Source organism: Carboxylicivirga taeanensis (assembly GCF_051851475.1).
Taxonomy (GTDB): Bacteria; Bacteroidota; Bacteroidia; order Bacteroidales; family Marinilabiliaceae; genus Carboxylicivirga; species Carboxylicivirga taeanensis.
Genome location: NZ_JBPUSJ010000004.1, coordinates 376,688 through 401,932, shown reverse-complemented (window position 1 = coordinate 401,932; position 25,245 = coordinate 376,688). Strand labels below are relative to the sequence as shown.

The 25,245-nt window shown below is 41.0% G+C and carries 20 protein-coding genes; 10 read left to right on the top strand and 10 right to left on the bottom strand.

All coding sequences use genetic code 11. From position 1 onward, the window contains the following. Positions 1 to 114 precede the first annotated feature (114 nt). The 4 genes from ACSX1H_RS08805 to ACSX1H_RS08790 all read right to left on the bottom strand — a co-directional run bounded on the left by ACSX1H_RS08805 (position 115) and on the right by ACSX1H_RS08790 (position 7,201). Positions 115 to 1,872 (bottom strand): TonB-dependent receptor, encoded by a 1,758-nt coding sequence (locus tag ACSX1H_RS08805; protein ID WP_439183482.1) that lies wholly within the window; start codon positions 1,870 to 1,872, stop codon positions 115 to 117. Between the two features lie 95 nt (positions 1,873 to 1,967). Next, positions 1,968 to 5,015: a tetratricopeptide repeat protein gene (locus ACSX1H_RS08800; RefSeq protein ID WP_439183481.1), complete on the bottom strand. Its 3,048-nt coding sequence runs from the start codon at positions 5,013 to 5,015 to the stop codon at positions 1,968 to 1,970. A gap of 163 nt (positions 5,016 to 5,178) precedes the next feature. Then, positions 5,179 to 5,910, bottom strand: coding sequence for a cell division ATP-binding protein FtsE (locus ACSX1H_RS08795; RefSeq protein ID WP_439183480.1), 732 nt, complete (start codon positions 5,908 to 5,910; stop codon positions 5,179 to 5,181). A gap of 91 nt (positions 5,911 to 6,001) precedes the next feature. After that, the gene (locus ACSX1H_RS08790) at positions 6,002 to 7,201 is read right to left on the bottom strand and encodes a pyridoxal phosphate-dependent aminotransferase (protein ID WP_439183479.1); all 1,200 of its coding nucleotides are present in this window, start codon (positions 7,199 to 7,201) and stop codon (positions 6,002 to 6,004) included. 280 nt (positions 7,202 to 7,481) lie between these two features. Here ACSX1H_RS08790 and ACSX1H_RS08785 point away from each other — a divergent pair, with 280 nt between their 5' ends. Next, positions 7,482 to 8,009 carry a DUF7935 family protein gene (locus tag ACSX1H_RS08785; protein WP_439183478.1) on the top strand — a complete coding sequence of 176 codons (528 nt, stop codon included), beginning with the start codon at positions 7,482 to 7,484 and terminating at the stop codon, positions 8,007 to 8,009. A gap of 11 nt (positions 8,010 to 8,020) precedes the next feature. Continuing rightward, a complete protein-coding gene (locus ACSX1H_RS08780) occupies positions 8,021 to 8,776 on the top strand; it encodes a glycosyltransferase family 2 protein (RefSeq protein ID WP_439183477.1) in 756 nt (251 codons plus the stop codon). Between the two features lies 1 nt (position 8,777). Here ACSX1H_RS08780 and ACSX1H_RS08775 read toward each other — a convergent pair whose 3' ends face one another. Together ACSX1H_RS08775 and ACSX1H_RS08770 are read right to left on the bottom strand one after the other, a co-directional pair. Beyond that, positions 8,778 to 11,171, bottom strand: coding sequence for a GumC family protein (locus ACSX1H_RS08775; protein WP_439183476.1), 2,394 nt, complete (start codon positions 11,169 to 11,171; stop codon positions 8,778 to 8,780). Positions 11,172 to 11,236: 65 nt separating this feature from the next. Then, entirely contained in the window at positions 11,237 to 12,562 is a 1,326-nt protein-coding gene (locus ACSX1H_RS08770; RefSeq protein ID WP_439183475.1) for an amidohydrolase family protein, read from the bottom strand. Positions 12,563 to 12,699: 137 nt separating this feature from the next. On the opposite strand from ACSX1H_RS08770, the gene ACSX1H_RS08765 reads away from it, so the two are divergent. The 5 genes from ACSX1H_RS08765 (at position 12,700) to ACSX1H_RS08745 (ending at position 17,236) form a co-directional block, all read left to right on the top strand. Continuing rightward, positions 12,700 to 13,599 (top strand): EamA family transporter, encoded by a 900-nt coding sequence (locus ACSX1H_RS08765; protein ID WP_439183474.1) that lies wholly within the window; start codon positions 12,700 to 12,702, stop codon positions 13,597 to 13,599. A 92-nt stretch (positions 13,600 to 13,691) separates the two neighbouring features. Continuing rightward, positions 13,692 to 13,937 (top strand): hypothetical protein, encoded by a 246-nt coding sequence (locus tag ACSX1H_RS08760; protein WP_439183473.1) that lies wholly within the window; start codon positions 13,692 to 13,694, stop codon positions 13,935 to 13,937. 213 nt (positions 13,938 to 14,150) lie between these two features. Further along, positions 14,151 to 15,563: a tetratricopeptide repeat protein gene (locus ACSX1H_RS08755; RefSeq protein ID WP_439183472.1), complete on the top strand. Its 1,413-nt coding sequence runs from the start codon at positions 14,151 to 14,153 to the stop codon at positions 15,561 to 15,563. A gap of 5 nt (positions 15,564 to 15,568) precedes the next feature. Then, entirely contained in the window at positions 15,569 to 16,480 is a 912-nt protein-coding gene (locus ACSX1H_RS08750; RefSeq protein WP_439183471.1) for a DUF368 domain-containing protein, read from the top strand. Positions 16,481 to 16,483: 3 nt separating this feature from the next. Then, a complete protein-coding gene (locus ACSX1H_RS08745) occupies positions 16,484 to 17,236 on the top strand; it encodes a shikimate dehydrogenase family protein (RefSeq protein ID WP_439183470.1) in 753 nt (250 codons plus the stop codon). On the opposite strand, the gene truA is transcribed toward ACSX1H_RS08745, so the two are convergent. Beyond that, complete coding sequence (truA, locus tag ACSX1H_RS08740) at positions 17,229 to 18,008, bottom strand: tRNA pseudouridine(38-40) synthase TruA (protein ID WP_439183469.1); 780 nt, start codon at positions 18,006 to 18,008, stop codon at positions 17,229 to 17,231. The two genes, ACSX1H_RS08745 and truA, sit on opposite strands and share 8 nt — an antisense overlap. A gap of 137 nt (positions 18,009 to 18,145) precedes the next feature. Here truA and ACSX1H_RS08735 point away from each other — a divergent pair, with 137 nt between their 5' ends. The 3 genes from ACSX1H_RS08735 to ACSX1H_RS08725 all read left to right on the top strand — a co-directional run bounded on the left by ACSX1H_RS08735 (position 18,146) and on the right by ACSX1H_RS08725 (position 19,885). Next, positions 18,146 to 18,589: a nuclear transport factor 2 family protein gene (locus ACSX1H_RS08735; RefSeq protein ID WP_439183468.1), complete on the top strand. Its 444-nt coding sequence runs from the start codon at positions 18,146 to 18,148 to the stop codon at positions 18,587 to 18,589. Between the two features lie 9 nt (positions 18,590 to 18,598). Next, entirely contained in the window at positions 18,599 to 19,276 is a 678-nt protein-coding gene (locus tag ACSX1H_RS08730) for a protein-L-isoaspartate(D-aspartate) O-methyltransferase (protein WP_439183467.1), read from the top strand. Between the two features lie 69 nt (positions 19,277 to 19,345). Beyond that, complete coding sequence (locus ACSX1H_RS08725) at positions 19,346 to 19,885, top strand: glutathione peroxidase (RefSeq protein WP_439183466.1); 540 nt, start codon at positions 19,346 to 19,348, stop codon at positions 19,883 to 19,885. Positions 19,886 to 20,026: 141 nt separating this feature from the next. Here the strand turns inward: ACSX1H_RS08725 and ACSX1H_RS08720 are convergent, their stop codons facing one another. From ACSX1H_RS08720 to ACSX1H_RS08710, 3 genes are all read right to left on the bottom strand, one after another. After that, positions 20,027 to 22,144: a M3 family metallopeptidase gene (locus ACSX1H_RS08720; RefSeq protein ID WP_439183465.1), complete on the bottom strand. Its 2,118-nt coding sequence runs from the start codon at positions 22,142 to 22,144 to the stop codon at positions 20,027 to 20,029. Positions 22,145 to 22,263: 119 nt separating this feature from the next. Then, complete coding sequence (gene dnaA / locus ACSX1H_RS08715; protein WP_439183464.1) at positions 22,264 to 23,691, bottom strand: chromosomal replication initiator protein DnaA; 1,428 nt, start codon at positions 23,689 to 23,691, stop codon at positions 22,264 to 22,266. Between the two features lie 311 nt (positions 23,692 to 24,002). Further along, positions 24,003 to 25,241 carry an MlaD family protein gene (locus ACSX1H_RS08710; RefSeq protein WP_439183463.1) on the bottom strand — a complete coding sequence of 413 codons (1,239 nt, stop codon included), beginning with the start codon at positions 25,239 to 25,241 and terminating at the stop codon, positions 24,003 to 24,005. Positions 25,242 to 25,245: the final 4 nt, after the last annotated feature.

The window sequence follows — 25,245 nt, the reverse complement described above, 5'->3', positions numbered from 1 at the left end:
TCATCCTCCTCTTTGAAGGACTTACAAATATAACAAAAATCATCATTTAAACCGACTTTAAATGATGATTTTTACGCCTTATTTCGTTGTGATTTTTTTATGCTTTTATTGCTTTTAGAAGGAGAAAATTATCCCTGCACGCGCATTCAATCCCTGCATGGGATACCCGTTCCATTGATAGTATTTGGCCACAGCAATGTTATTCATTGAAGCCCAAAAAGACCATTGCTTGCTAAAATAGTATTCGGCTCCAACATTAACGTCAACCACCCCTTCTAGCTCTTTAATTTGTGACTCATGAGTGACGTCATAAGCCCAACGTTCGCCAAGGTATTTTATTCCGGCAGAAGCATACAGGTTATCAATGACATTTAGGTGCGACTCAATGCCCAGTTCCACTTCGGGTTGATGCCAGGCTTTTTGTTCACTATCCAGATTCCAGCCGTAATAGGCACCACTAAACAGAAACTCCATGGTCTGTTTAGGTTTATATAAGAGCGCGCCCTTAACCGTCAGCAGTGCACCATCATCATACACCACATCGAATTGATTGGAATAATGCTCGGCACTTACAGCGTCGGCTGCGAGCGTGTGCGTTGCGTAGGTTTTATTCACCCAAAAATGTTCGTCGTTAAAAATGCCGTACTCCAGACCCGCTGAAAATGAAGTTGAGGCGCTAAAATTCCCCTTTATTCCCGCTAAAAGGTTAAGACCGACGACCGACGACCTGACATTAATATCAGCAGAGGCAAATGCATTTTCGTTGAGCATGCTGGTATAATCGTTTGCACGAACCCGTCCGTTTACGCCTCCATAAATAGTAGCAATCCCCTCAACAACAGTAAACTCCCCCATGACATCAGGTGTCAGATAAAACTTATCCGCTTCGGTATCGATGAGACCTGCAATCTGTATACCCACTTTAAGTTTTGCCCGGTCGAAATTAAAATTAAGCGAAGGATTGAGGCGCAACAGCAGCTGCGACCGATCATTAAAGCTATACATGGGGCCAATCGAATCGGGTACGGATGTTTTGTAACTCTCAATACCACCTTCCAGATTAAAGCCCAAATTATTAATTGGCTGATAGAGCTGTCCTCCCACTTTAAACCCTAACTGACTGACACCCGTTAGGTTGCCAAACGCACTGAACCCTGCTTCGGTATCATATTGCATTTTTCCATCATCGGTTTCATTATTACTTAAGCCAATACTGGTCGTAAAATTGGAAAAGCGCTGATCGGCATCCGGAATAAACCCAGCACCAGATGTCAATGTACCATCCGGCAGCCAATAAGCCCCATCGGCAGTCAATGTTTGGTAGCCGTAATACTGAAACACATTATGCACAAAGGCCATATCAACCCGCAACGTTTTATCATCGAAAAAATGCTTGAAATTGGCCTTTACATCAGTATCATGAAATGGCGCATCAACGGTATTATCATCTTCGAGAGTTATGTTACCCAATGAACTCACATGGTTGGCATTTAACCCCAAAACAAACTTTTCGTTAGCCAGCACATTAAAACCCAAACCGGCCAAAAGAGTGCTGTAATTACCAACTCCTCCTTTAATAAAGGATTTGTGCAAATATTCCTTACGGGATGCATTGATTCGGGCCGGCGCAATGGGGGCCGGCTGATAATCTGTTGTCACTGAAGTGCTAATAATGCGGTAATTGAATCGAGGATTGAAAGTCGTTGAATCAGCAAGTACCGGCATATAGTTGACCTTGTAGGCGTCTGAAATAGTTGGATTGTACTCCTTAACCACCTTTACATCCTGATTAATTTTTTCCTGGGCTGCGACGCCATTCTTACCTAGAATGGCCACAGCGATGCAAACCGTAAGTATCTGTATGTATCTCATCTAATTATTTTTTCAATTACGCAATGCCCGTGTTTATAATTACCTCCTTTGAAGGTTATCAGTAAATTGAATAATTGCCTGATTAAAACATCAAATTAGTCATTAAGGTTATTTGCAGCTTCTGTTTCTTCGGCTGCTTCTACTGATTGCCAGCTTTTAAGATAGGTTTCGACACGCTGACTGATATCATCATCCCCTTCGTAATTATCCCTGATGCTTTGCAGGTATTGTATAGCCTGAAAAGTTTCGCCTCTATCGTGGTAAATTTCGGCCAACAAAATAAAGCTTCGGGCCAACCAGTATTGGTGTGATGTTCCTTTATCTATGTAATCAAAAATTTCTTTTTCAGCCGCCTCTTTATCACCATTGTTATAAAGCATCTGCGCTAACTGGTATTTAGCTTCGGCCCCCTCGGCACTTTTAGGGTTAGCAGCAATCACTTTAAAATTCTCAAAGGCGCGTTCCTTATCTCCTAACAGCAGGTAGCTATTTGCCATGTTGAAATAGGCCTCGCGCTTAATTTCGTCAGCAATTTTTGATGAAGCCAGCAAATTTTCAGCGGCATTGATACATTGTTGCGGCTGGTCGATCTTCGCCAGGCAGCGCATTTTTCCAATCTTAGCCTCCACCCGGTTCGCTGCAATTTCGGCTTCTAACTCCAGTCGGCTAAAACTATCGTAGGCTTTTCGGTAAGCGCCTTGCTGATAATTGAGCTCTCCCATACGCATCAGAGCCTCCTCAGTAAACAAACTTCTTTCGCGACCGGCAACATACTCAAACGAGCTCAAAGCATCATTGTAGGCGCCTGTTTTATACTGACAATCGGCCTTGTAAAAATGCGCATTAAGGGCAAATTTACCATCCGGAAAGCGGGTGAGGTAATTCTTAAAGTGAGCAATGGCTTTGTCGCAATCACTTTGCATATAAAAGCGCTCAGCAGACACGAAAGTCAGGCTATCCTTCTCACGCTCTCCAACTTGCGCAAAAGCACCCAGTGAAGATGTGTAATTCACGTATCCATTGAGGTCGTTATTATCCATGTAAATATTGCGGATGCCCATTAGTGCATCTTCAGCCTCGTCGGTGCCGGGATATTCATTTACCACCCGCTTATAAAACTTCAGCGAGTTATCATTATCGTTACTGTTGTAATAAACCAACCCCAACTGAAGCAATGCCTTTTTGGCATAACTCCCTTTTGGATACTTCTCTTTGGTGGACTTATAATAATAGATGGCCTGATCATTATTACTAAGAGCGACATAAGAACGCCCTGTTTCGTATAATGCATCATCCACGTAAGGCGATTCAGGATACCTGCGCACCATGTTATCCAATACATCAATCTTTTTCTTATACTCCTTCATCAGCCCCAAACAAAACGCTTTCTGAAACAGCGCATAATCGGGTGCTCCTTCGGGAATGGTCGAAGCTTTGTCGTACATATCAATTGCCTGGGCAAACTGCCGGTTAACATAAAAACAATCGGCCGTCCGGTTGTAAGCATCACCTAGCATTACACGATCACGCCCATCGGACAAATTATTGAATTTCCTGAACCAACTTAAAGCTTCGGTATATTCCTTTTGCTTGAAATACGAATAGGCGATGTTATAATGTGCTACCGGAAACTCTTTGGTATTATAGGCTCCCGGCTGAAAAATGTACTCTCTGTAATCAATTATGGCTTTCGGGTAATTTCCTAACCTGTAATACGATTCGCCCCGCCAATAATAGGCGCCCACTTTTAGGGCCTTATCATACCCTGCATACTTCAGGCTGTAATCAAAAAAGCCTACCGCCTCTTCAAATCTGGAATCAGTAAACAACTCCAGCCCTCGGTAATAGGCCACGCGCTGAATTGCCTTATAAACATTACTGGTTTTGTTCTGAATTTTCTCCATTGAAGCCAATGCTTCGCGATAGTTTTTGGTGGTTAAAAAAGCTTTACCAAGATACTCATACGCTTCATCAACCTTGTCACTTTCGGGGAAAAGCTCAATGAACCGTAAGAAGGAGTTGATAATTTCATTGAAAGGCGAAAACGCCAGCTCATAATTTAACTTAATATAATTGAAGAGAGCATCCTCCTGAATGGTTTTGTCGAACTCGACTTTGGAAGCCGCTTCAAAAGCCACCCGAGCCCGCTTTTTATCGTCCTTTCTTAAATAACAATCTCCCAAGTGGTAATAGGCATTCTGGGCCATCACATCATCATCTGAAGTAACCTTTGATAAGCCTTTGATGGCCTCCTCATAGTTACCCAAAAAGTAATTGGCAAACCCGAGGTGGTAAAAATCCTCTCGCAAGGGCTTATCGCTTAGCTGAATCACTTTTTCATAGTGAGCGACACACTGCCTGTAGTCTTTCTGTGCATAGTAAGAATCTGCGATGATACGATGCATATCCGCCTGCCGTTGCCGCGTACCCGATTCGGTGAGAGGTGTGGCATATTTAATGGCTCCTGAATAATCCTCTTTTAAGTAATAGATTTGGGCGATATAAAACGGGATAACTTTATTAAAGTTACGGTCGTTCTCCAGCTGTTTAAATTCTTTTAAAGCGGTTTCATAATTCCCTTTCTGGTACTGAATATGGGCATAATAGTACTGAACGGAAGATGTATATTTATGGTCCCTGCCTCTTATCTTATTAAATCGCACCAAGGCGGCATCATAATCCTCCATCATAAAATAGGCATAACCAGACGAAAAATAGAAGTCAACCTGGGTTTCTTTATCCAAAGCTGAAGCTTTTACCTTTTCATACCACCGGGTGGCCTGCTTATATTTCTTTTTGTCCTTAAAATAGTCGCCTAGGTGCATTTTGGCATAATTCAGACGATTACTGTATGGATAATCAATTAAGTAGCTCTCCCACAAATACTCTATATCGTCGTTTTCAAGCTTCTGCGCACACACACGCTCCAGATAGGCAGCTTCGGCCACGAGCGAAGAACTGCTGTTACCAGCTTCCTTAACGTACTGATTAAACTGAATGCGTGCTAAGCCATACTTACCGAGGCGATACATCTCTATCCCGTCTTCATAAAGCTTATTATTTGATTGGTACTTGAGCGATTGTTGCGCTGTTATATTATGCGCAAAAACGACAAAAAGCAATAATGCAATTATTCTCATCATAAGGATAAGTCCTTTAAAATTATGACTATAAAACGATGCTTTCCTGATTTTAGTCTAATCGAAAACAATAATGGAGCTTAAAGATAACAAAAGTGCTTCACCAGAGAAGTGAAATAAAAAGTAATTTATTTTGAGAAGAGGTGGACCAGTTCTTTTGCAAAACCTAATCTAACAGATCAAATTCTATCTCTTCCTGCTTAGATTCAAAAAGATGCGTATCCTCGCAGCGAATTGTTCGGCCAGGAAATTTCTTAAGCAAATTATAGTTGTGGGTTGCCATAACCACTGTGTTACCTGAAACACATATCTTTTTTAGCAAATGCATCAGTTCGTCTGAAGTTTCAGGATCCAGATTTCCTGTTGGCTCATCGGCCAAAATCAGGTCGGGTGAGTTGAGCAGGGCCCGGGCAATCCCAATGCGCTGCTGCTCTCCACCTGATAGTTGATGTGGCATTTTATAGCCTTTGTGAACCATATCGACATGCGACAGAACATCACGTATGCGCTTATCCATGTCTTTTTTCACCTTCCAGCCAGTGGCTTTCAGAACAAACATCAGGTTATCATAAACCGTCCTGTCCGAAAGCAACTGAAAATCCTGAAAGACAATACCCATTTTGCGCCTCAACATCGGTACCTGACTATCTTTAATGGTCTTTAAAGGGTACCCGGCTACAAACCCATACCCTTCTTCGAGAGGCAATTCTTTATACATGGTTTTAAGCAGGCTGGATTTACCACTCCCAACCTTACCAATTAAATACACAAACTCTCCCGGCTTCACACTAAAGTTAACATCCTGCAGTATCAGATGCTCCTGCTGGCGGATGCTGGCATTTTTAAATTCTATAATGTTTCCTTCAGTATTGGTACTTTTAATTGGCTGCTTACTCATAACTTAATCCAATGATTGCAATAAAAATTTACAAATCAAAGAAACAATTTTTTTGTGGGATATAAAATCAAACTTACCAACAGTACGGCATTTAGCTGAGTTCAGCCAACGCTGCCTTCACCCTATTAAACGCCTGAATAAGCAAGTCTTCGGCGGCGGCATAGGAAAAGCGCACACATTGTTCACTTCCGAAGGCACTGCCTGGCACAGCGGCTACCTGTACTTTTTCAAGAAGATACATACACATATCCATTGACGAGTTAATGGTAGTAGTTCCGTTGCTTTTACCAAAATAAGCACTGATGTCTGGGAAGATATAGAATGCTCCATCTGGCTTTGCCACATTAAATCCGGGAATATCTTTTACAATGTCCAATACAATATCTCTTCGCTTCTGAAACGCCACACGCATATCTTCCACACACTGCTGATCGCCGTTAAACGCCTCCACCGAGGCAGCCTGAGCAATTGCACATACGCCAGACGTATATTGTCCCTGCAGTTTTGTAACAGCTTTGGCAATAACCAACGGCGCCGCAATATAGCCAATTCGCCAGCCTGTCATCGCATAGCCTTTTGACACACCATTTATAATAATGGTACGAGCCTTTAACGCACTAAATTCAGCCAATCCAACATGTTGCCCAACAAAATTTATCTTCTCATAAATCTCATCAGAGATAATATATACGTGTGGATATTTCTCAAGCACTTCTGCAAGTGCCTGCAGCTCATCCTTACTATAAATACTACCGGTAGGGTTAGAAGGCGAATTAAAAAGTATAGCTTTTGTTTTGGGCGTTATACTTGCTTCCAACTGCTCAGGGGTAATTTTAAACTTGGTATCAACACCAGCTTCCACCACAACGGGCTTTCCTTCGGCCAGCTTCACCAGCTCAATGTAACTTACCCAATATGGTGCCGGAATAATAACTTCGTCGTCCTTATTAACAATACATTGCAATACATTTGCCAAACTATGCTTCGCTCCGGCAGACACTACAATTTGCTCAGGGGCATACTCTAACCCATTGTCTGTTGCCAACTTATTCGCTATCGCCTTTTTAAGTTCCGGAAACCCGGCTACAGGAGGATAATGAGAAAGGTTATTAGTAATGGCCTTAATTCCAGCCTCTTTAATGTGCTCGGGCGTGTTAAAATCAGGCTCTCCAATCGTCAGGTTAATGACATCTACACCACTTTCTTTTAACTCACGGCTTTTCTGGTTCATCTGAATCGTTTGCGATTCTGACAAGGCATTGATACGGTTTGATATAACTTCTGTACTCATCAATTGACTCTCCTATACTTGTAGTAACTTAATTTAGACACAACATCCGCTGCATGCGAAACATTTTATATCTTGCATGCGAAAACAAAATTAGCTAAAAATTAAAAGCAAGCAACAAATAATACGATAGACATCATTAAATAATGGTGTTTTTTTCTTACATATATAAACATGGCACAGAGCTATGATTTCGAATCATATTATTTCTAAGGCTTTTTATTGAGATTTATAATATTACAATTTAACAAGCACAGGCAAAAACAACACAAAATTTCACACTATGATTTCTTTCGAAGAGTTTATTAAATTATCAATCATTGTAATTTTAGTAGCACTACCCCTGCTAGTTATTTTAAGATGGTTTTTAAAGCACAACCTCAAGCTCAAGGAACTCGAATTAGCGAACAGCACCTACAGGGAACTTATACCAACACGTTTGCAAGCCTACGAGCGACTGAGTATTCTGCTCGAAAGAATAAGCCCGGAAGCCTTAATTCTTCGTTCAAACCAACATGGACTTACCAGCCTGCAGCTGCAGAAGAACCTGCTTCAGACCATCCGACAGGAGTTTGAACATAATTTTGCCATGCAGATTTATCTGCCCATTGCCAGCTGGGATACAATTGTAAAATCACGGGACGAACTTATCAAACTCATTAACACCTCGTCGTCAGAAGTTCAACCCAACTCGCCGGCCATGGAACTATCCAAAGTCATACTGGAAAAAGGCATTAACGAAACCAACTTTTACATCAATAAGGCCAAAGAAACCCTAAAGAAAGACATCCAGCAATATTATTTTGATTAGCATAGAATTTAATGAAGAAGATTTCGATAATTACAGTTACCTACAATTGTGAACAAACACTTATTGATACCATCAATAGTGTCAACAGTCAAACTGTAAGAGAGCAGATAGAATACATTATTATTGATGGGCAATCGAACGACAATACACCAGAAATAATTAAAAATAACGATGATCGCATAGATCGTTGGGTCAGTGAGCGAGACAAGGGCATCTACGATGCCATGAACAAAGGACTTAAGCTGGCAAGCACTGAATGGATTGGCTTTTTACATGCCGACGATCTATTTCATGATGAGCAGGTTGTGGAAAACATCCTGGCACAGGTTGACAACAGCAACCACAATGTTCTGTATGGCAATCTTAACTATGTACAGGCTGATGCCCCCGATAAAATCATTCGTTTTTGGAAGAGTCAGCCCTTTAGTTTGAAATTACTTAAACGCGGATGGATGCCACCCCACCCAACAGTGTATATCAGACGAGGCTTAATACAGCAACTTGGGGGGTTTAATACTGCATTTCGGATTTCAGCTGACTACGATTACATGTTAAGGCTTTTCTCACACTCCGACACAGACAGCCTCTACATCGATGAAACATTGGTTAACATGCGCCTTGGCGGGGTAAGCAATAATTCAATAAAGAACATTGTGCAAAAATCGAAAGAAGACTACCTGGCACTGAAACAAAATAAGATTGGTGGCTTCTACGCACTCTTTATTAAAAACTTCAGCAAACTCATTCAGTACATTAAAAGGGATTGACTTAAACCTTTACCTTTCCCCCGTAATATTCGGCTGAGTAATAGCCATATCCTTTTTCTTTAAAAGAAATATCGTTTAAAACAATGCCTAACCCTTCAACCTTCTCACTTAATAAGTTATCAACGGTATGCACCATATGCTCTTTTGAGGTATAATTTGAGCGAACAACAAACAGATTACAGTCCGAATGCTGCATTAGCAAACGAGCATCGGCCACTAGACCTATTGGTGGCGAATCAATTACGATGATATCAAATTCACTTCTCAAGTACTCGTATAACTGCTCGGTTTTTTCGCCTACAATCAACTCGCTGGGGTTTGGAGGAACTGGGCCAGCAGGTATCACGTAAACATTTGTTTGAGCTGTTTGGTAAACAATATCGGTTACGGCCGCCTGACCAATGAAGTAATTAGATAAGCCCAATTCCTGATGAAGGTCATACAAAGCTGTTAACCTGGGCTTACGCATATCAAACCCAACAATCACTGTTTTCTTGCCCGATATGGCAAATACTGAAGCCAGGTTTTGTGCACAAAAAGTTTTTCCTTCACCGGTATTGGAGCTGGTCAGAGTAATCACCTTCACTTGATCGGAACCAGCCATAAATTTCAGTTTGGTGCGTAAAGAACGAAACGATTCACTAATGATCGAGTGCGGAAAAGCGCTGATGACATCCTCCACATCGTTATTGTTATGCATCACCATCCCCACGACCGGAACACCTGGCAATAAACTATTTAAATCTTCTTTTCCGCGAACTTTTGTATTTAGCAGCTCCTTTAAGCCAATAAAAACAGCAGGAATCAATACGGCGAGCAGTAAACCCTTCTTGTAATCTCCACGTTTGTCGGGCGAAACAATAGCCTGAACAGATGCACTATCGATAATCTCATTATCGGGCGAATTACTCGCCTTTGTTATTTGCGTCTCCGAATGCTTCTGCAATAAAAAAGTATAAATAGCATCGTTCAGCTTATAGGTCCTGTCAATAATGAGATAATTTTTCTCTAATTCAGGCAGTCGCTCCATATCCGACAAAATAGAAGTCAGTTCACTTTGTATTTTTGCCTCCTCGATACTAAAATTTTTGAGCACCTGATTAATGGCTTTATTCAACAGGTCAACCGTTATCTCCATTCGGTTTTTTTGTGTCGTCAGATACTGATTATCCGCACTCACCTCACTCTTCAAAAGCTCCATCTCTTTTTGAATCTCAATTAGCTGCGACACCAACTCATTGACCAAACCCGTGCTTTCACTTCCCACTGCAGGCAACAAAAACTGCTCAAAATCATCAGACACCTTCAGGTTCTTCTGAAGATATTGATAATAATCAATGCGCATACGCAGCATTTTCAAATCACTTTCTGCCTCGTAATATTTATCGGCTAGCTTTTGCGAGAACTCCGACGGTCCCATAAAGCGATTTGCCTTCCGGTAATCCGAAAGCCGGTCCTGCACCTCCTCCAATGTATCTGAAACCGTTTTAAGTTGCTCTTCAATAAAAGCAATAGAACGGGTTGCCATATCATTTTTGCGATCCAGATTATGCTCTAATATAACTGCACATAAAACATCCAAAAAAGCCACTAATTTTTGGCGGTTAGCACCAACTGAGGAAATAAATAAGATACTTGAGCCCTCACTATAGGGTGCTACACTCAAACTTCCACGATACTGGTTCGTTAGCTGATTGTGTGATTTAAACATAAAATAGTAAGCCACATTGGGCTGCAAAACACTGTTTCCCCTGCGCTTTACTCTCAATGAAAATGCCTGGTTCTTTACCCACTCACCATCTATTACATCAGCCGAAAAATCAAATGCTTCTATTTGTCCGGCATAGCCCTCATTAGCATAACTGTGCAGAACGCCTTCTTCACAACTAACACTTAGCTGTATTTTACCGGATGAGCTAAAAACTAACTCGATGGGTACATTCAGTAACTGAGGATGAAGCGAATCAAACTCAATAACAAAGGGTGCTCTGTGGTACAGCTCTGTATCGCGAAATCGCCCTTTCTGATAATACTCCACCCCAAAATCGAGACGATTGATTGCTTTAGTAACAATGTTTCTTGAACGGATAATGAAACTCTGGTTTTCAATGCTCCTCATTTCTGGAGATAAACCAAAGCCTTCCATCAGCCCATTGGGTGTCATGGGAGTTTGTTCGCTACTTTTCAGAAGCAGCGTTGCTGATGCTTTATAGACAGGAACAGTATAGCGATGATATATAAATACAGCTCCCAGGCAGAGCGGGAAAGATATGAGAAACAAATACCAGTTTTTTCGCATCAACCGAACTAATCGATTGACATCGAAAAGATTATCACCTTCCACTTTTTTTACTCCAGTCCCGTTTGCTTCAGTCGTACTATTCAGATTATTCATCAACAATTATTTGGCTTGCCAAATATATACATTTTCAGTTATTTAACGAACCCAAAATGAAGCGATCATTTAGATGGGCTTCTATAGAGATACCGGCCCTCTACATGTTCTTCACTAAAACTTTCGCCATCATAAACCATATGTCCCTTAATAAAAGCAAACTCAACCCGTCCCTTTAACGGAAAATGGTTAATGTGCTCATTTCTCCAGCCAGGCAAATGGCAGTGCAGATTGCGCTTGTAATCTAAATTCCAGATTATAATATCGGCATCACTACCAACCGCAACCACGCCCTTTTTGGGGTACAAGCCCATAAAGCGAGCAGGCCGACAAGCTAACAATTCAATCAATTCAGCCAATGTAATATTCTGTTGGGTTACTCCTAAAGTGTACAATACGGACAAAAGGTTTTTAAGCAAAATGTACTCATCAGGCCGGTTTGCCACCTGACTATCCCTTATAATGCCCTGCCCGGAGAGCTTTACCATCGGGCGCGCCAAAAAATAGTTACCTTTCTTTAAGCACTGCCATAACTCGGTGGCCGATATTAAATTCAGGTTATCGACAAGCGGAAAACCGGAAAACACAGAATCACTATCAACAATGATCCTATCCGAGTCTGCAATGTGAAACGGAAACATTAACTCGGCATACACCAGTTTAGATGAAGCATGTGCCTCTATCAGGTCCAGCTCTTCCTTAAAACAAACATTCATGATACATATAATACACTTCACTTCCAAAGCCAAGTCAATTATACGCTGCAAATGCTGCAGATGACAAGCAAATGTATCGCGGTTGACATCCGACATAGCGGCAAAACCACTTTCTGCTTCACCAGGTTTATGCAAATCAACCATCACAGGTGTAGAATCAATGGCAGCCGCCTTCAGCAACCCTTTTATTTGCTCCACCTCGCTTTGCTCAACCGGCCATTTCAGATAAAACGAAGCCACCCCTTCATGCGCATAAACAAAGTCAATATCCCGTTCAGAGAAATACTTCCAGCCATTCATCGACAGGTGAAAACCATAATCTGCGCTAATGCCATAGTAGTTGCGTCTCCTCCGCTTTAATTCCGTTTGATAAATAGCTGATGAAACAGGCAGGACTGGCTCAATTACAGTGGTTGTTCCTCCTATAACCTGAGCCTGATTAAAACGTTTTAAGGCCGTTTTATCCTGCTTAATAAGCTCACTGAATAATATATTGGTATCAACAGCCCCAGGCAGTACATATTTACCCTGTGCATCAATAACAGGCGTTTCAGGCTCAGGGCGTTCTATGCGTTCACGGATATCAATGATCTTATCATTACCAATTAAGACATCCCTGCTATGCTCGCCCCCGTTATGAACAACTTTTCCGTTTTTGATTAAAACATAATCCATAGGACTGTTTTGACATAAATGTATCAAATAACCAAAGCAATTACAAATCAAGCCACTTCATTCGATACAACCAATATGTAAGCCGCGTGGACAGCCATTTCGGTTATCTTAGCTATTTTTGCGGGCAAAAAGCAAATATGTGGTTTCATCTGGCACTTTTCTCTGCAATTTTACTGGGTTTTTATGATGTCCTGAAAAAGGTTTCACTCAATCATAATGCCGTACTCCCTGTATTGATGGTGAGCATCTGTAGTGCGGCCGCCATATTTCTGCCGTTAATTATCCTATCAAAAGCAGCCCTTATCGCCACAGATAGTCCTGTATACATTACCTCCATCACCTCCAAGCAGCACTTTCAAATCCTACTCAAATCGGTAATTGTTCTCACCTCCTGGATATTTTCCTTTTTTGCACTCAAACATCTACCCATCACTTTCGTTGCTCCAATCCGGGCCACGGGGCCCCTTTGGACGCTTCTAGGTGCTATCCTCCTTTTCTCCGAACAGCTTAATGGACTTCAGTGGCTGGGCATTATCACCACTTTACTTTTCTTTTATCATTTCACAACTATTGGCAAAAGCGAAGGCTTTAGCATAAAAACCAACAAGTGGGTTTGGTGCATCATTATTGCCACCCTGAGTGGCGCCGCAAGCGGCCTTTACGATAAGCACCTGTTGCAAAACATTAACCGATTAGCCGTACAAAGTTGGTTCTCCATCTACCAGGCTATGCTGATGATACCAATCATTCTGCTCATCTGGTGGCCCAACAAAAAAAACAGCACCCCTTTCTCGTTCCGTTGGTCCATTCCATTTATCGGAATCACTCTGGTATTTGCTGACTACCTCTACTTTAAGGCCGTCAGTGATGCCGATGCACTCATTTCGGTGATATCAGCCATCAGAAGAGGGGGTGTGATTATTGCATTTACAACAGGTGCGCTTATTTTTAACGAATTAAACATCAAAAAAAAGGCAATCAATCTACTGGGTATCAGCATCGGCATTGCATTACTTATCTATGGGTCATCCATCTAAGGCTGTTCGTTTTCGAACAGTTACCGTCACAAAACCGAACATTCCTACTGTAACACCTCAGCTAATAATAAAGGAACTAAACACCTAAATAATTGCTCGTTACAAATATTGGCACACTAGTTGAAAAACAGCCACTAATTGTAACGACAATTGATTGTAATGCAAATAGCGCTACAACCAAACCTAATTCTACAAGCCTGGATAATGAAGAATTCAAGCACTCACAAAAGAAAATGGCGATTTCTTTAATACCCCATAATAATGAGGCTTACCTCATTATTTTCTTCATTAAAAATCCAGGCGATCGCCTGAAGGATATTCACCAACACGGTTTCTAGTGTTTTGGCGATAAAGGTGCAATTTCTCTTCAGGTACAGAGGCTGTAACCCGACCCAAAGAGTTCAGCCTCTTTTTTTTCTTTTGCACCATCCTTTAACCAGGCTCATTAGGCCACATTTTTATTCTGTGAGTAACACTGTTGATAACAATTGCCGGGCTTCATTGCCGTTGCTAATAAAATTGATATTTTTGTATCATTAAATTAAGATTTTATGCAGGATTTCTTGCACGCAAGTCACGACGAGGTATTGCAGGCGATAGAACGATTTGAGAAAATGATTAGCGCAGAAAAATTTGAATATTTTGATGTGCACCAAATTGAAAACATTTATGAATTCTATTTTGAAAAGAACCGAATAGAGCAAGCCGAACAAATTTTAGATGTTGGCTTGTCGCAGCACCCCGACTCCACCAGTCTTTTGGTTAAGAAAGCTATGCTCATTGCAGAGCACGGAGAAATTGATGAAGCTCTTAAACTGCTTTATCGCGTGGCCCCTATCGAAACAACCAATCCAGATGTTTTTCTGACACTTGGCTGGATAATGCTCCAAAAGAACAGAGTTGCGAAAGCAATCCACTATTTTACTAAAGCCATTGAAGTTTCGTTTGATGAGCAGGAAGATATTCTACTTGAGATTAGTTACAACCTGAACCAACACGAACTCTACCTCGAATCAATTAATTACCTGGAGTTGCTGCTTAAGCTGAACCCCAACAACGAAAATGCGCTCTTTGAATACGCATTCTCTCTGGATAAAGTACTAGAGTACGAAAAAAGCATATCAGCCTATAAACAACTACTTGACGTCAATCCTTTTTCGGACAACGGGTGGTATAACCTAGGCATCATACATAATAAATTAGGTCAATTTAGTCAGGCACGAGAAGCCTACGACTACACCATTGCCATTAATCCAAAGCACGAAGAGGCCTATTTTAACATGGGGAATAGCCTTGTGCAATCAGGGTACTTTAAGGAAGCATTGGATGCCTATTCCGAACATCTTACTTTAACCCAAGAGCCGGCTGTACTTACCTATCAGTATATGGCCGACTGCTGGGAGCAACTGGGCAATTATGAATTAGCCATACGCCTTTACCAATTGGTTATAAAACACCAGCCCAAGCAAGCTGATGCCTGGTATGGCATGGGGACTACCCTAATGGAATCGGAAAACTTTACAGCGGGTTTACAGGCTATTGATCAGGCAATTTCTATCAATCCATTAAATGCCGACTACTGGTTTGCCCATGCTCGCGGCTTATTTGAGCTTGATAAGGCTGAAGACGCCGCTCGAAGTCTCGAAAACGGACTTAATCTCGATCCTCACGAACTAACTGGCTGGCTCGAACTCTTGAAACTGAAAATTATATTGGATGATGAGTTCGACACATGTACATATGTTAACGGCCTTTTAAAGCAGTATGAGGACACTGCTGCCATCCATTACTTATCAGCCATAGCTCACTACCATTATTTGAACAACAAAAGTAAAGCTCTCGAAGAGTTAAAGCTGGCCCTTGATATAGACCAGGATGGCATAAGCGATATAAACGAGGATTATACTGACTTTTTAGCTGATGAGGCTGTTAAACAGCTTATTGAAAACTACCAACAGAAATAAAAACAATGAACCACACGATAGTTTCTTTTTTAAAAACAGCTCTGAAAGGAGCTGCAATGGGAGCTGCCAACGTAATTCCGGGAGTTTCCGGTGGCACAATCGCTCTGATTACCGGAATTTTTGAACGTTTAATCAATGCCATTAAGTCCTTTAACGGTAAAGCTATTCAGTTACTCCTCAAAGGTGAGTTTAAAGCCCTAGCCCAACACGTTGATTTTTATTTTCTGCTGGCTCTATTTTCTGGTGTTGGAGTCGCAGTAATTAGTCTGGCTCGCTTATTTGAATTTTTGTTTGTTAACTACCCAATTTACATCTGGGCCTATTTCTTCGGATTAGTAATGGCATCGGTCTATTTTGTGGGGAAAACAGTTAAAAAATGGTCAGTCTCATCTGTGGTCAGTCTGATAATTGGTGCTGGCATTGCCATATCGATATCTGTATTAACCCCGGCCAGCCAAGATGATTCATTTATGTATCTCCTGCTCTGTGGCGTAGTTGCTATTTGCAGCATGATACTGCCTGGTTTATCTGGCTCATTTGTGCTCATTCTTTTGGGTAACTACCAGCTAGTTATGATTGACGCCATCAATAATGCCTCTATCGATATTTTACTGCCGGTTATTATAGGCGCCGGCGTTGGGCTTATAGCGTTTTCACATTTCCTGTCGTGGCTGTTAAAGAAATACCACAACCAAACAATCGCCCTGTTAACAGGGTTTATTGCAGGCTCACTGGGTATTTTATGGCCCTGGAAAAATGAAATAACCAAGCAATTCGGTGATAAGGTAAAAACCGTTGACTTCGCCTACTATTTGCCAGAAATGAACGGAGAATTTTATTTTGCTATGCTTTTTTTTATTTTAGGGATAGCAAGCATAACAATTACCGAATTTTTAGCAACTAAAAAACAAAACTAGCACATGAGAACCTTTGGTTTAATCGGCTATCCTTTAGCACAGTCATTTTCACAAAAGTATTTTACTGAGAAATTTGAGAAAGAGGGCATCGATGCCAGATATCTTAATTTTGAGATGGCAAATATAGATGAACTGCCTGCCGTGTTAAATCATCATGCCTATATTGCTGGCTTCAGCGTAACCATCCCACATAAAGAGCATGTCCTAAAATACCTGGATGAAATTGACGAAACGGCCCAAAAAGCAGGAGCATGCAATGCCATAAAAGTCACCTGGGAAAATAAGAAGCCAAAACTGAAAGGTTACAACACCGATCTTATTGGCTTTAAAGAATCAATCAAACCATTACTGCAGTCACATCATAAAAAAGCGTTAATTCTGGGAACAGGGGGTGCGGCAAAAGCCATAGCTGAAGCTTTTAGGAGCATGGATATTGATTTCCGGTTCGTTTCGCGTACTAAAAGCGACGAGCATCTGCCCTACTCCGAGCTTAATGAGTCCATCCTGAGTGAATACACCATTTTGGTTAATTGCACCCCACTTGGCATGTTTCCCAATGTAAATGAGTGTCCGGACATACCCTACGGCTTTGCTTCGGACAAACACCTTTTTTATGATTTGACCTATAACCCGGCCACAACTTTATTTATGCAAAAAGGTATCGACCAGGGAGCAACAGCAAAAAATGGCCTTGAAATGCTTCACCTTCAGGCTGAAGCTGCTTGGAAAATTTGGAATTCAACTGACACTATCTAAACGGCGGCAACTTTTTAATGGTCGACGTAAAAATATCTGCAGGATAATCAACATCCACAAGAAATAAGCCCTGAGCAGGAACGGAAGTTCCTGCCGCTCCTCTATCTTTACACTCAATCACCGCCCTGAACTGCTCCTCCGTCAATTTTCCTTTCCCCACCTCCAGCAAGGTGCCCACAATAGCCCTTACCATGTTCCTTAAAAAGCGGTCGGCTTTGATAACAAATACAGCCCCATCAGCACATTCCTCCCACCTGGCATGCATTATGGTGCAGTTGTTTGTTTTTGTGTCGGTATGCAGTTTACTAAAGCTTGTAAAGTCTTTATAATCGAATAGCGCAGCAGCGGCTTTATTCATTTCTTCGAGCTTCACTTTATAAAAAGGCCGATAACTAAAATCGGTTAAAAACGGATTTTTTTCGGTTTTTAAATAATAATGATAGGTTCTGGCCGTAGCATGAAAACGGCTGTGAGAATCAGCACTAACCGGAGTAACAGCATAGATGGCAATCGCATTACCAACAATACGATTCAGTTTAAAAACCAGTTGGCTGGTATCTGCAATTACAACAGAACTGTCGAAATGAGCAACAAAATATGAGGCATGTACACCTGTATCCGTCCGTCCGCAACCAACCACATTTATGGAGCAACGCAGTGCTTTATTAAGAGCATCATTTAGCACCTCCTGCACCGTAATGGCATTGGGCTGAACCTGCCAGCCATGAAAATCTTTACCATTATAGGCCATCTCAATAAAGTACCTGTACATAGCGATTCCTTTAATTTCAGGCGCAAATTTAAATAAAAATACCTCGAATCTCCCAGACTTTAGCGCCGGTTGACATCATTTGTTCAATTAACTAACTTTATTAGCCAGCAGTTAAACTAGCCAATAAACATTGCACCATGAAAACATTTAACACAAAACCTACAACAAACGAAATCACTCCAATCAAAACGGTACTCGACACCCTCATTACCTCCCAGGAAAATGGCAATCTACAGGAGTTTTGCAACTGTTTTGCACAGGATGAACACACAATGAATATTGGAACCGACATTGATGAAATTTGGTACGGATGGACCGATTTTTATGAATGGATGACACATGCCATTCACAACAAACCGGATTATACGATTTCGGCAAAAGATACCAGAATACAGCTTAGTAATGATAAAAATGTAGCCTGGTACTCACAGCTATTAGATACGTGTTTCGAAACCAAAGGCGAGCCATTCAGACTTGAAGGCTTTAGACACACAGGGGTGCTTGAAAAGAGAAATGGCCAGTGGCTGATTGTTCAAAGCCACATTTCAGTTCCCGATAACTCATATGCTCCACTCGAATAAAAAGAAGCCATGTTTGCTACGATTGGCTTAAAGCTTTTATTAATTCTATTAGCACAAGAATACGATGCAATGAGAACCTCCATGGTGCGTAACCAGATTATTAACAGAGGTATCACAGATAAACCTCTTATCGAAGCATTTAATGAGGTTCCAAGGCATCTATTTGTTCCCTTTGAATACCAGAACTATGCGTATGAGGATCGCCCCTTGCCCATTGGATACAATCAAACCATTTCGCAACCATACGTGGTGGCCTACATGACCGAACAACTGAACCTTTCAACCACTGACAAAGTACTGGAAATAGGAACAGGTTCAGGGTATCAGGCCGCTATCTTAGCAGAAATCGTTGATGAAGTTTATTCCATTGAAATAATAGCGCCGCTCGGTCAGCATGCAGCTCAAGTACTCGATTCACTTGGCTACACCAACGTGCACTGCAAAATAGGGGATGGATACCACGGTTGGGCAGAGCATCAACCCTATGATGCCATAATACTGACAGCTTCTCCTTCAACCATTCCTTTGCCATTAATTGATCAGCTTAAAGAGGGCGGCCGCTTAATTGCTCCAGTTGAATCTGGCGGCCATCAAACACTTGTTTTATACACGAAGAAGAACGGTCAATTAAAAACAAAAAAATTGCTAGCAGTAAGATTTGTTCCATTTACCCGCTCCCATCCATAAACAAATTGGAGGATCCGGTGTTTACTGATCAGCAATTAAATAAATGTATAATAATTAAATAGTAATTGGATGAAGCTTACAATAGCATTCCTAACATTCTTCCTGATGTTAAACATGACTACTTTTGGACAGGATAGTTTTTATGACTTCGAAGTAACTACCATAGAAGGTGAACCGTTTAAGCTTGCCGAACTAAAGGGGAAAAAAGTAATGGTGGTAAATGTGGCCAGCAAATGCGGGTTAACACCACAGTACGAGCAGCTTCAAAAGGTATACGACATGTATGGTGGTGAAGATTTTACCATCATTGGCTTTCCAGCGAACAATTTCTTAAGCCAGGAACCGGGCTCCAATGAAGAAATACAGGGTTTCTGCCAAAAAAACTATGGCGTTACGTTTTTAATGATGAGCAAAATATCGGTTAAGGGCGATGACATTCACCCCTTATATGAGTGGCTCACCTCCGGCTCTCTCAATAATTTTGGCGACAGCAAGGTAAAATGGAATTTTCAAAAGTACCTTATCAATAGAAACGGCGAGATAGAGAAAGTTATTCCGCCAAAAACCTTACCTGACGATAAAGAAGTAATCGATTGGATCATTAACTAATAGCTTGGAGAACTATCGGGTATCAGTTATTTACTTTAGATGCATACTTTCTGTTTTTCCGATAGTTCTCTAAAAAAATCAAGGTCGATGCGCTGCATCGACCTTGATTTTTTATGACTAATTAGTCTGAAGGCTATGGAATTAGTTCAGACCTCTTTTTTCCAACAATGGCTGTAGAGATGGTTCTTGTCCTCTAAATTTCTGATATTGAACCATTCCTTCATCACTACCACACTCTGAAAGGCAGTGCTGACGAAATTTCTGAGCCAGTTCCTTATTAAAAATATCTCCACTCTGCTTGAATGCATCAAAAGCATCCGAGTCTAACACGGCCGCCCAAATATAAACGTAGTAGCCAGCCGCGTAAAAATCACTACTGAAAATATGGCTAAAATAAGTAGTTCGGTATCTTGGGATAATTTCTTCAATAAGTCCGATTTGATCCATCGCATTTTTTTCAAAATCCAAAGAATTATCGACCACCTCGCCAGCTTTAAGACTGTGCCAGCTTAAGTCAAGTAATGAGGCTGCCAAATACTCAACTGTGGCAAATCCCTGATTAAAATGACCGCTCTTCTGTATCTTTTGGATCAACTCATCCGGAATAACTTCTCCCGTCTCATAATGACGTGCAAAATGTTTCAGCACGGCTGGTTCAGCCGCCCAGTTCTCCATAATTTGAGAGGGCAATTCCACATAATCCATCGGAACCATTCCAGCTGTACGCTCATACTCTCCCTCAGTAAACAAGGCATGTAAACCATGGCCAAATTCGTGAAACAGAGTGCTCACTTCATCAAAGGTCAACAGGGCAGGCTTATCGCCAGTTGGCTTTGTAAAGTTACAAACTAAAGATACCAATGGTGCTACCCGCTTTCCATCTTTTGTAATGGCATTTCTGAAACTGGTTTGCCATGCTCCTGGGCGCTTACTCTCTCTTGGATGATAATCAAGGTACAACAAACCAATGTGGTCGCCATTTGCTTCTTTCACTTCAAACACCTCCACCTCGGGATTATATACCTCAATGTTATTAATTTCTGTAAAAGTAACACCATATAGCTGGTTGGCTACCCAGAACATGCCATCACGAACATTGCTCAGCTGGAAATACGGAACAATCTCCGACTCATCCAGGTCATATTTCGCCTTTCTTAGTTTTTCGGCATAGTACCACCAATCCCATGATTGCAGTTCAAAATTACCACCTTCCTGATCAATGATACGCTGCATTTCTTTAAGCTCTTGCTTAGCCACCTTCAAAGCTGGCTCCCACAAGCCCATCAGAAACTCATCAACGTTCTCGGGTGTTTTAGCCATGTTCTCCTCAATGGCATAATCCGCATGCGTCTCATAACCGAGAAGTTTCACACGCTCACTGCGTATCATTGCCATTTTACGGGCAATCTCCTTATTATCGAACTCATCGTTATTATTACCTCGCATGAAGTATCCGCGATAAATTTTCTCACGCAAATCCCTGTTATCGGCATACTGCAGAAACGGGATCAAACTAGGCTTCTGCAGGGTAAACATCCATCTACCTTCCAGTCCGTTGGCGGTAGCAGTTTCAGCTGCTGCAGACTTTATTCCATCTGGCAAACCAGCCAAATCTGCTTCATTTTCGACAACGAGCTTAAAGTTTTTATTGGTCTCGGCCAACTGGTTTTCGCTAAATTGCAGCTGTAGATTGGCTAATTCTTCATTATACTTTTTCAGCTGTGCCTGATCCTCAGCGGATAGCTCAGCACCGTTTCTAACGAAATCGTTATAATACTTTTGAGTTACCCGCTTCTGAGCAGCCGATAAATTCATTGCATCAGCTTGCTCATACACAGCTTTCACACGCTTAAATAACTCCATATTCATAGAAATATTATCGGTGTGCTTGGTAAGAAGTGGCGTGATTACACGAGCTATTTCCTGAATATCATCGTTACGGTCTGTTCCCTGAATATTAAAGAAAACCGTACTTACACGCTGCAGGAGGTCTCCCGAACGATCGTACGCCAATATGGTATTCTCAAAATTTGGCGCTTCACTGTTTTCAACAATAGCCTGAATTTCCTTTACCTGCTCATCCATACCTTTTTCAAAAGCCGGCATGTAATGGGCAATTTCTATCAAACTAAAAGGAGGTGTTTGAAAAGGAGTGTCGTAGGTTGTAAAAAATGGATTCATTGATTTGTCTGGTGTCTTTGTTTGACATCCGCTGAACAGCAACACGGCTGCCAACATTGTACTAAAGATTTTATTCATTTGAAAAGATTTTGAATAATTATAATAATTCCTTCTTAAACAGATTAACTGCAGCTCAAAAGTAAAAAAAAAAGACACCCGAAGCTTGGGTGCCTTTATATTTTAAGTAACTCAAGTGCTTATGATTTCAACTGAGCTTCAATTTCTTTAATCTGTCCTTTAAAATCCTTATTGGTTTCAATCAGATTATTGATGGCCTTACAGGCATGCAATACAGTGGCATGATCCTTTTTTCCGATTTTAGCTCCAATTGTAGAAAGCGAGGAGTTGGTGAGCCCTTTACTAAAAAACATGGCAATCTGACGGGCCTGAACGATTTCTCTTTTTCTGGTTTTTGATTGCAAAATATCAAGATCAAGACCAAAATAATCGCAGACCGTTTGTGAAATAGAATCGATGGATAATTCTTTGGTTGTTTTCTTAACCAGCTTATCTATAATTTGCTTGGCTGTATCAAAGGTAATCTCTTTCTTATTAAGTGTCGCCTGAGCTAATAAAGATATTAAAGCCCCTTCCAGTTCACGCACATTATTTACAACGTTGCTGGCGATGTAATAAACCACCTCTTCTGGAACCGTTAAACCATCTTTATGAATTTTCTTTTCCAGTATGGAAACACGCGTTTCAAAGTCCGGTATTTGTATATCCGCCGCCAGTCCCCATTTAAATCTCGACAAAAGCCGGTCCTCCATTCCTTGCAATTCAACGGGAGCCTTGTCACAGGTTAAAATAAGCTGCTTCCCTGTTTGGTGCAGATGATTAAATATGTGGAAGAAGGTATTTTGTGTTTTTGTCTTGCCTGCAAACTCTTGTACGTCATCAATAATGAGGACATCAATCATTTGATAGAAGTTCAGGAAATCATTTTGTGAATTATTCCTTACCGAATCAGTAAACTGTGTCTGAAACTTATTAGCATTAACATATAAGACCGTTTTTTCAGGCATATTGCGCTTCACTTCTATCCCAATAGATTGGGCCAAGTGCGTTTTACCCAAACCGGAGTTCCCATATAAAAACAGTGGGTTAAATGCTGTTTTACCTGGGTTTTTCGCAACCGCCAGACTGGCGCTTCGGGCCAATCGGTTACATTCTCCCTCAACAAAATTATCAAAGTTGTAGTCACCATTGAGCTGCGGGTCCACACTCAAGCGCTTAATTCCTGGGATAACAAACGGATTTCGGATATCGGGTTTATCCTGAGAAGTAACATTCACAGGCCGATTGCGAAGATCTGCTTTATTACTTGTTGGAAAGTTAAGTGTGTATGGCTGCTGATTGGCCATGTGGGCATTGTCCATTACAACATTGTACTCCAGCTTTGCTTGAGTACCAAGTTCCTTTCTAAGAGTTTTACTCAATAGATCGATGTACTGTTCTTCCAGGTACTCGTAAAAAAAGAGGCTGGGTACTTGTATTGTAAGCACATCCTTTTCAATTTTTACAGGTACTATAGGTTCAAACCAGGTTTGGTAGCTAATCTGTGGAATATTGTCTTTAATAACATTCAAACAATTTCCCCAAATTCTTTTGCAATCGACTTCCATTCTTTCCGTTTCCTTTATAGAATTATGTTTGCTAAATACTTTAAATGCGAAAACAAAAATTGTGAAAAAAAAAATGAAAAAAAAATGGAAAAAGTCTTGACTTTATTAATTGCAAGATAGGATATCTAGTAATCAAGCAATTAAATATAAACGATGTAAATATCTAATAATCAATAGATTGATGTTTTCAGTTAACTTTTAGTTAACACACTAAATCCACTGGAATTAAATGCTTTGGAACATTATTAAAAAAACGTCAAAAAATTTAATGGATAATGAAACAAAATTATACTTAACAGTATACCAAACGATTAACGCGTACGTTTCTGTGCCTTTTTAAGGCTAATTGGAGTGCCATCTTCTAAAGCGACAACAACAGCTTTATCATACAATTCTTTAACTTCATCAAGTATCTCGTTGGCTTCGTCAAAATTTCGGGTTTGACCAACAATGTATACATATTTTGAGCCACGGTAATCTTCGAAGACCCGATACTTACCATCCAGAATAGATGACCCAATATTTAGAGGTGTTTTGGAGCTGTTAATTTGTACTTCAAACACAATTCCCCCAAGCCCATATGCTTTATCACTAACAACTACCTTACGGCCAAAATTAACAGCCGAAAAAGAGACGTACCTGTCCGGGTTATGCCTGAAGTCGATCAATAACCTATTGAGGTTATTACTTACTTCGTCTAACGAATAGTATAAATCTTCATTGGTCATTAACATTCCCAATGAGCCCTTACCACTATTAATGCTATCCAATAAGGTGTTTGCACTGCCAAGCGTCAGGCGCAACTGTTCAACTGTTCCATCAATATTAGAGGCTTCCAACTGACTGGAAAAGCTGGCCAGGTTAGAAAAAGTAGAATCAATATGTGGCCTTTGTGCCGACATCATGGCCAATAGAGAGTCGGTTCGTTGGAGCATCAAAGTCACTTCACCATCGTCTTCCATTTTTCGCGCCAGATTTCTGCTTATGGACTCAAAATGCTGCAGGGATAAATTAAGATTATGCATACTGGAATGAAACCGATCCTTTTCCTCACTAAATATTTGACCAATATTGGTGAGAACAGTATCCAGCTTAACAATCAAACGCTCTGTTTTATCCTTTAAGGGCAATACTTCCATGCTCATTTTGTCGGCCAAATCGCCCACCACAGACGTATTCATCGTATCGCCCACAGCCAGCATCTGGTCACTCTTCCCCATCAAAAACTGCACCCCTTTAGAGCCCATTAAATCGAGGCTATAAATTTGTGCCTTCGAGTCTGCGGGAATGTTTATTTCTTCAAACAAGGTAAATGTTACCAGAAAGCGATTGTGCTGTGTCGGATGAAAATCAATATCCCTTACTGACCCCACCTTAAATCCTCGAAAAAACACAGGGCTTGCTTTAGTCAATCCGTCTATTTTCTCGTATACACCATAGTAAGAACTACCTACACTAACAATGTTTCTTCCTTTGAGAAAGTTAAATCCCCAAACAACTATTACGAATGACACGAAAACGGTTAAACCTATTTTTACTTCTTTCTTCATAGCG

What these genes read in the sequence shown, in the direction of transcription:
- ACSX1H_RS08805 (WP_439183482.1), bottom strand. Translation starts at nt 1,872, where the DNA reads ATGAGATACATACAGATACTTACGGTTTGCATCGCTGTGGCCATTCTA.
- ACSX1H_RS08800 (WP_439183481.1), bottom strand. Translation starts at nt 5,015, where the DNA reads ATGATGAGAATAATTGCATTATTGCTTTTTGTCGTTTTTGCGCATAAT.
- ACSX1H_RS08795 (WP_439183480.1), bottom strand. Translation starts at nt 5,910, where the DNA reads ATGAGTAAGCAGCCAATTAAAAGTACCAATACTGAAGGAAACATTATA.
- ACSX1H_RS08790 (WP_439183479.1), bottom strand. Translation starts at nt 7,201, where the DNA reads ATGAGTACAGAAGTTATATCAAACCGTATCAATGCCTTGTCAGAATCG.
- ACSX1H_RS08785 (WP_439183478.1), top strand. Translation starts at nt 7,482, where the DNA reads ATGATTTCTTTCGAAGAGTTTATTAAATTATCAATCATTGTAATTTTA.
- ACSX1H_RS08780 (WP_439183477.1), top strand. Translation starts at nt 8,021, where the DNA reads ATGAAGAAGATTTCGATAATTACAGTTACCTACAATTGTGAACAAACA.
- ACSX1H_RS08775 (WP_439183476.1), bottom strand. Translation starts at nt 11,171, where the DNA reads ATGAATAATCTGAATAGTACGACTGAAGCAAACGGGACTGGAGTAAAA.
- ACSX1H_RS08770 (WP_439183475.1), bottom strand. Translation starts at nt 12,562, where the DNA reads ATGGATTATGTTTTAATCAAAAACGGAAAAGTTGTTCATAACGGGGGC.
- ACSX1H_RS08765 (WP_439183474.1), top strand. Translation starts at nt 12,700, where the DNA reads ATGTGGTTTCATCTGGCACTTTTCTCTGCAATTTTACTGGGTTTTTAT.
- ACSX1H_RS08755 (WP_439183472.1), top strand. Translation starts at nt 14,151, where the DNA reads ATGCAGGATTTCTTGCACGCAAGTCACGACGAGGTATTGCAGGCGATA.
- ACSX1H_RS08750 (WP_439183471.1), top strand. Translation starts at nt 15,569, where the DNA reads ATGAACCACACGATAGTTTCTTTTTTAAAAACAGCTCTGAAAGGAGCT.
- ACSX1H_RS08745 (WP_439183470.1), top strand. Translation starts at nt 16,484, where the DNA reads ATGAGAACCTTTGGTTTAATCGGCTATCCTTTAGCACAGTCATTTTCA.
- truA (WP_439183469.1), bottom strand. Translation starts at nt 18,008, where the DNA reads ATGTACAGGTACTTTATTGAGATGGCCTATAATGGTAAAGATTTTCAT.
- ACSX1H_RS08735 (WP_439183468.1), top strand. Translation starts at nt 18,146, where the DNA reads ATGAAAACATTTAACACAAAACCTACAACAAACGAAATCACTCCAATC.
- ACSX1H_RS08730 (WP_439183467.1), top strand. Translation starts at nt 18,599, where the DNA reads ATGTTTGCTACGATTGGCTTAAAGCTTTTATTAATTCTATTAGCACAA.
- ACSX1H_RS08725 (WP_439183466.1), top strand. Translation starts at nt 19,346, where the DNA reads ATGAAGCTTACAATAGCATTCCTAACATTCTTCCTGATGTTAAACATG.
- ACSX1H_RS08720 (WP_439183465.1), bottom strand. Translation starts at nt 22,144, where the DNA reads ATGAATAAAATCTTTAGTACAATGTTGGCAGCCGTGTTGCTGTTCAGC.
- dnaA (WP_439183464.1), bottom strand. Translation starts at nt 23,691, where the DNA reads ATGGAAGTCGATTGCAAAAGAATTTGGGGAAATTGTTTGAATGTTATT.
- ACSX1H_RS08710 (WP_439183463.1), bottom strand. Translation starts at nt 25,241, where the DNA reads ATGAAGAAAGAAGTAAAAATAGGTTTAACCGTTTTCGTGTCATTCGTA.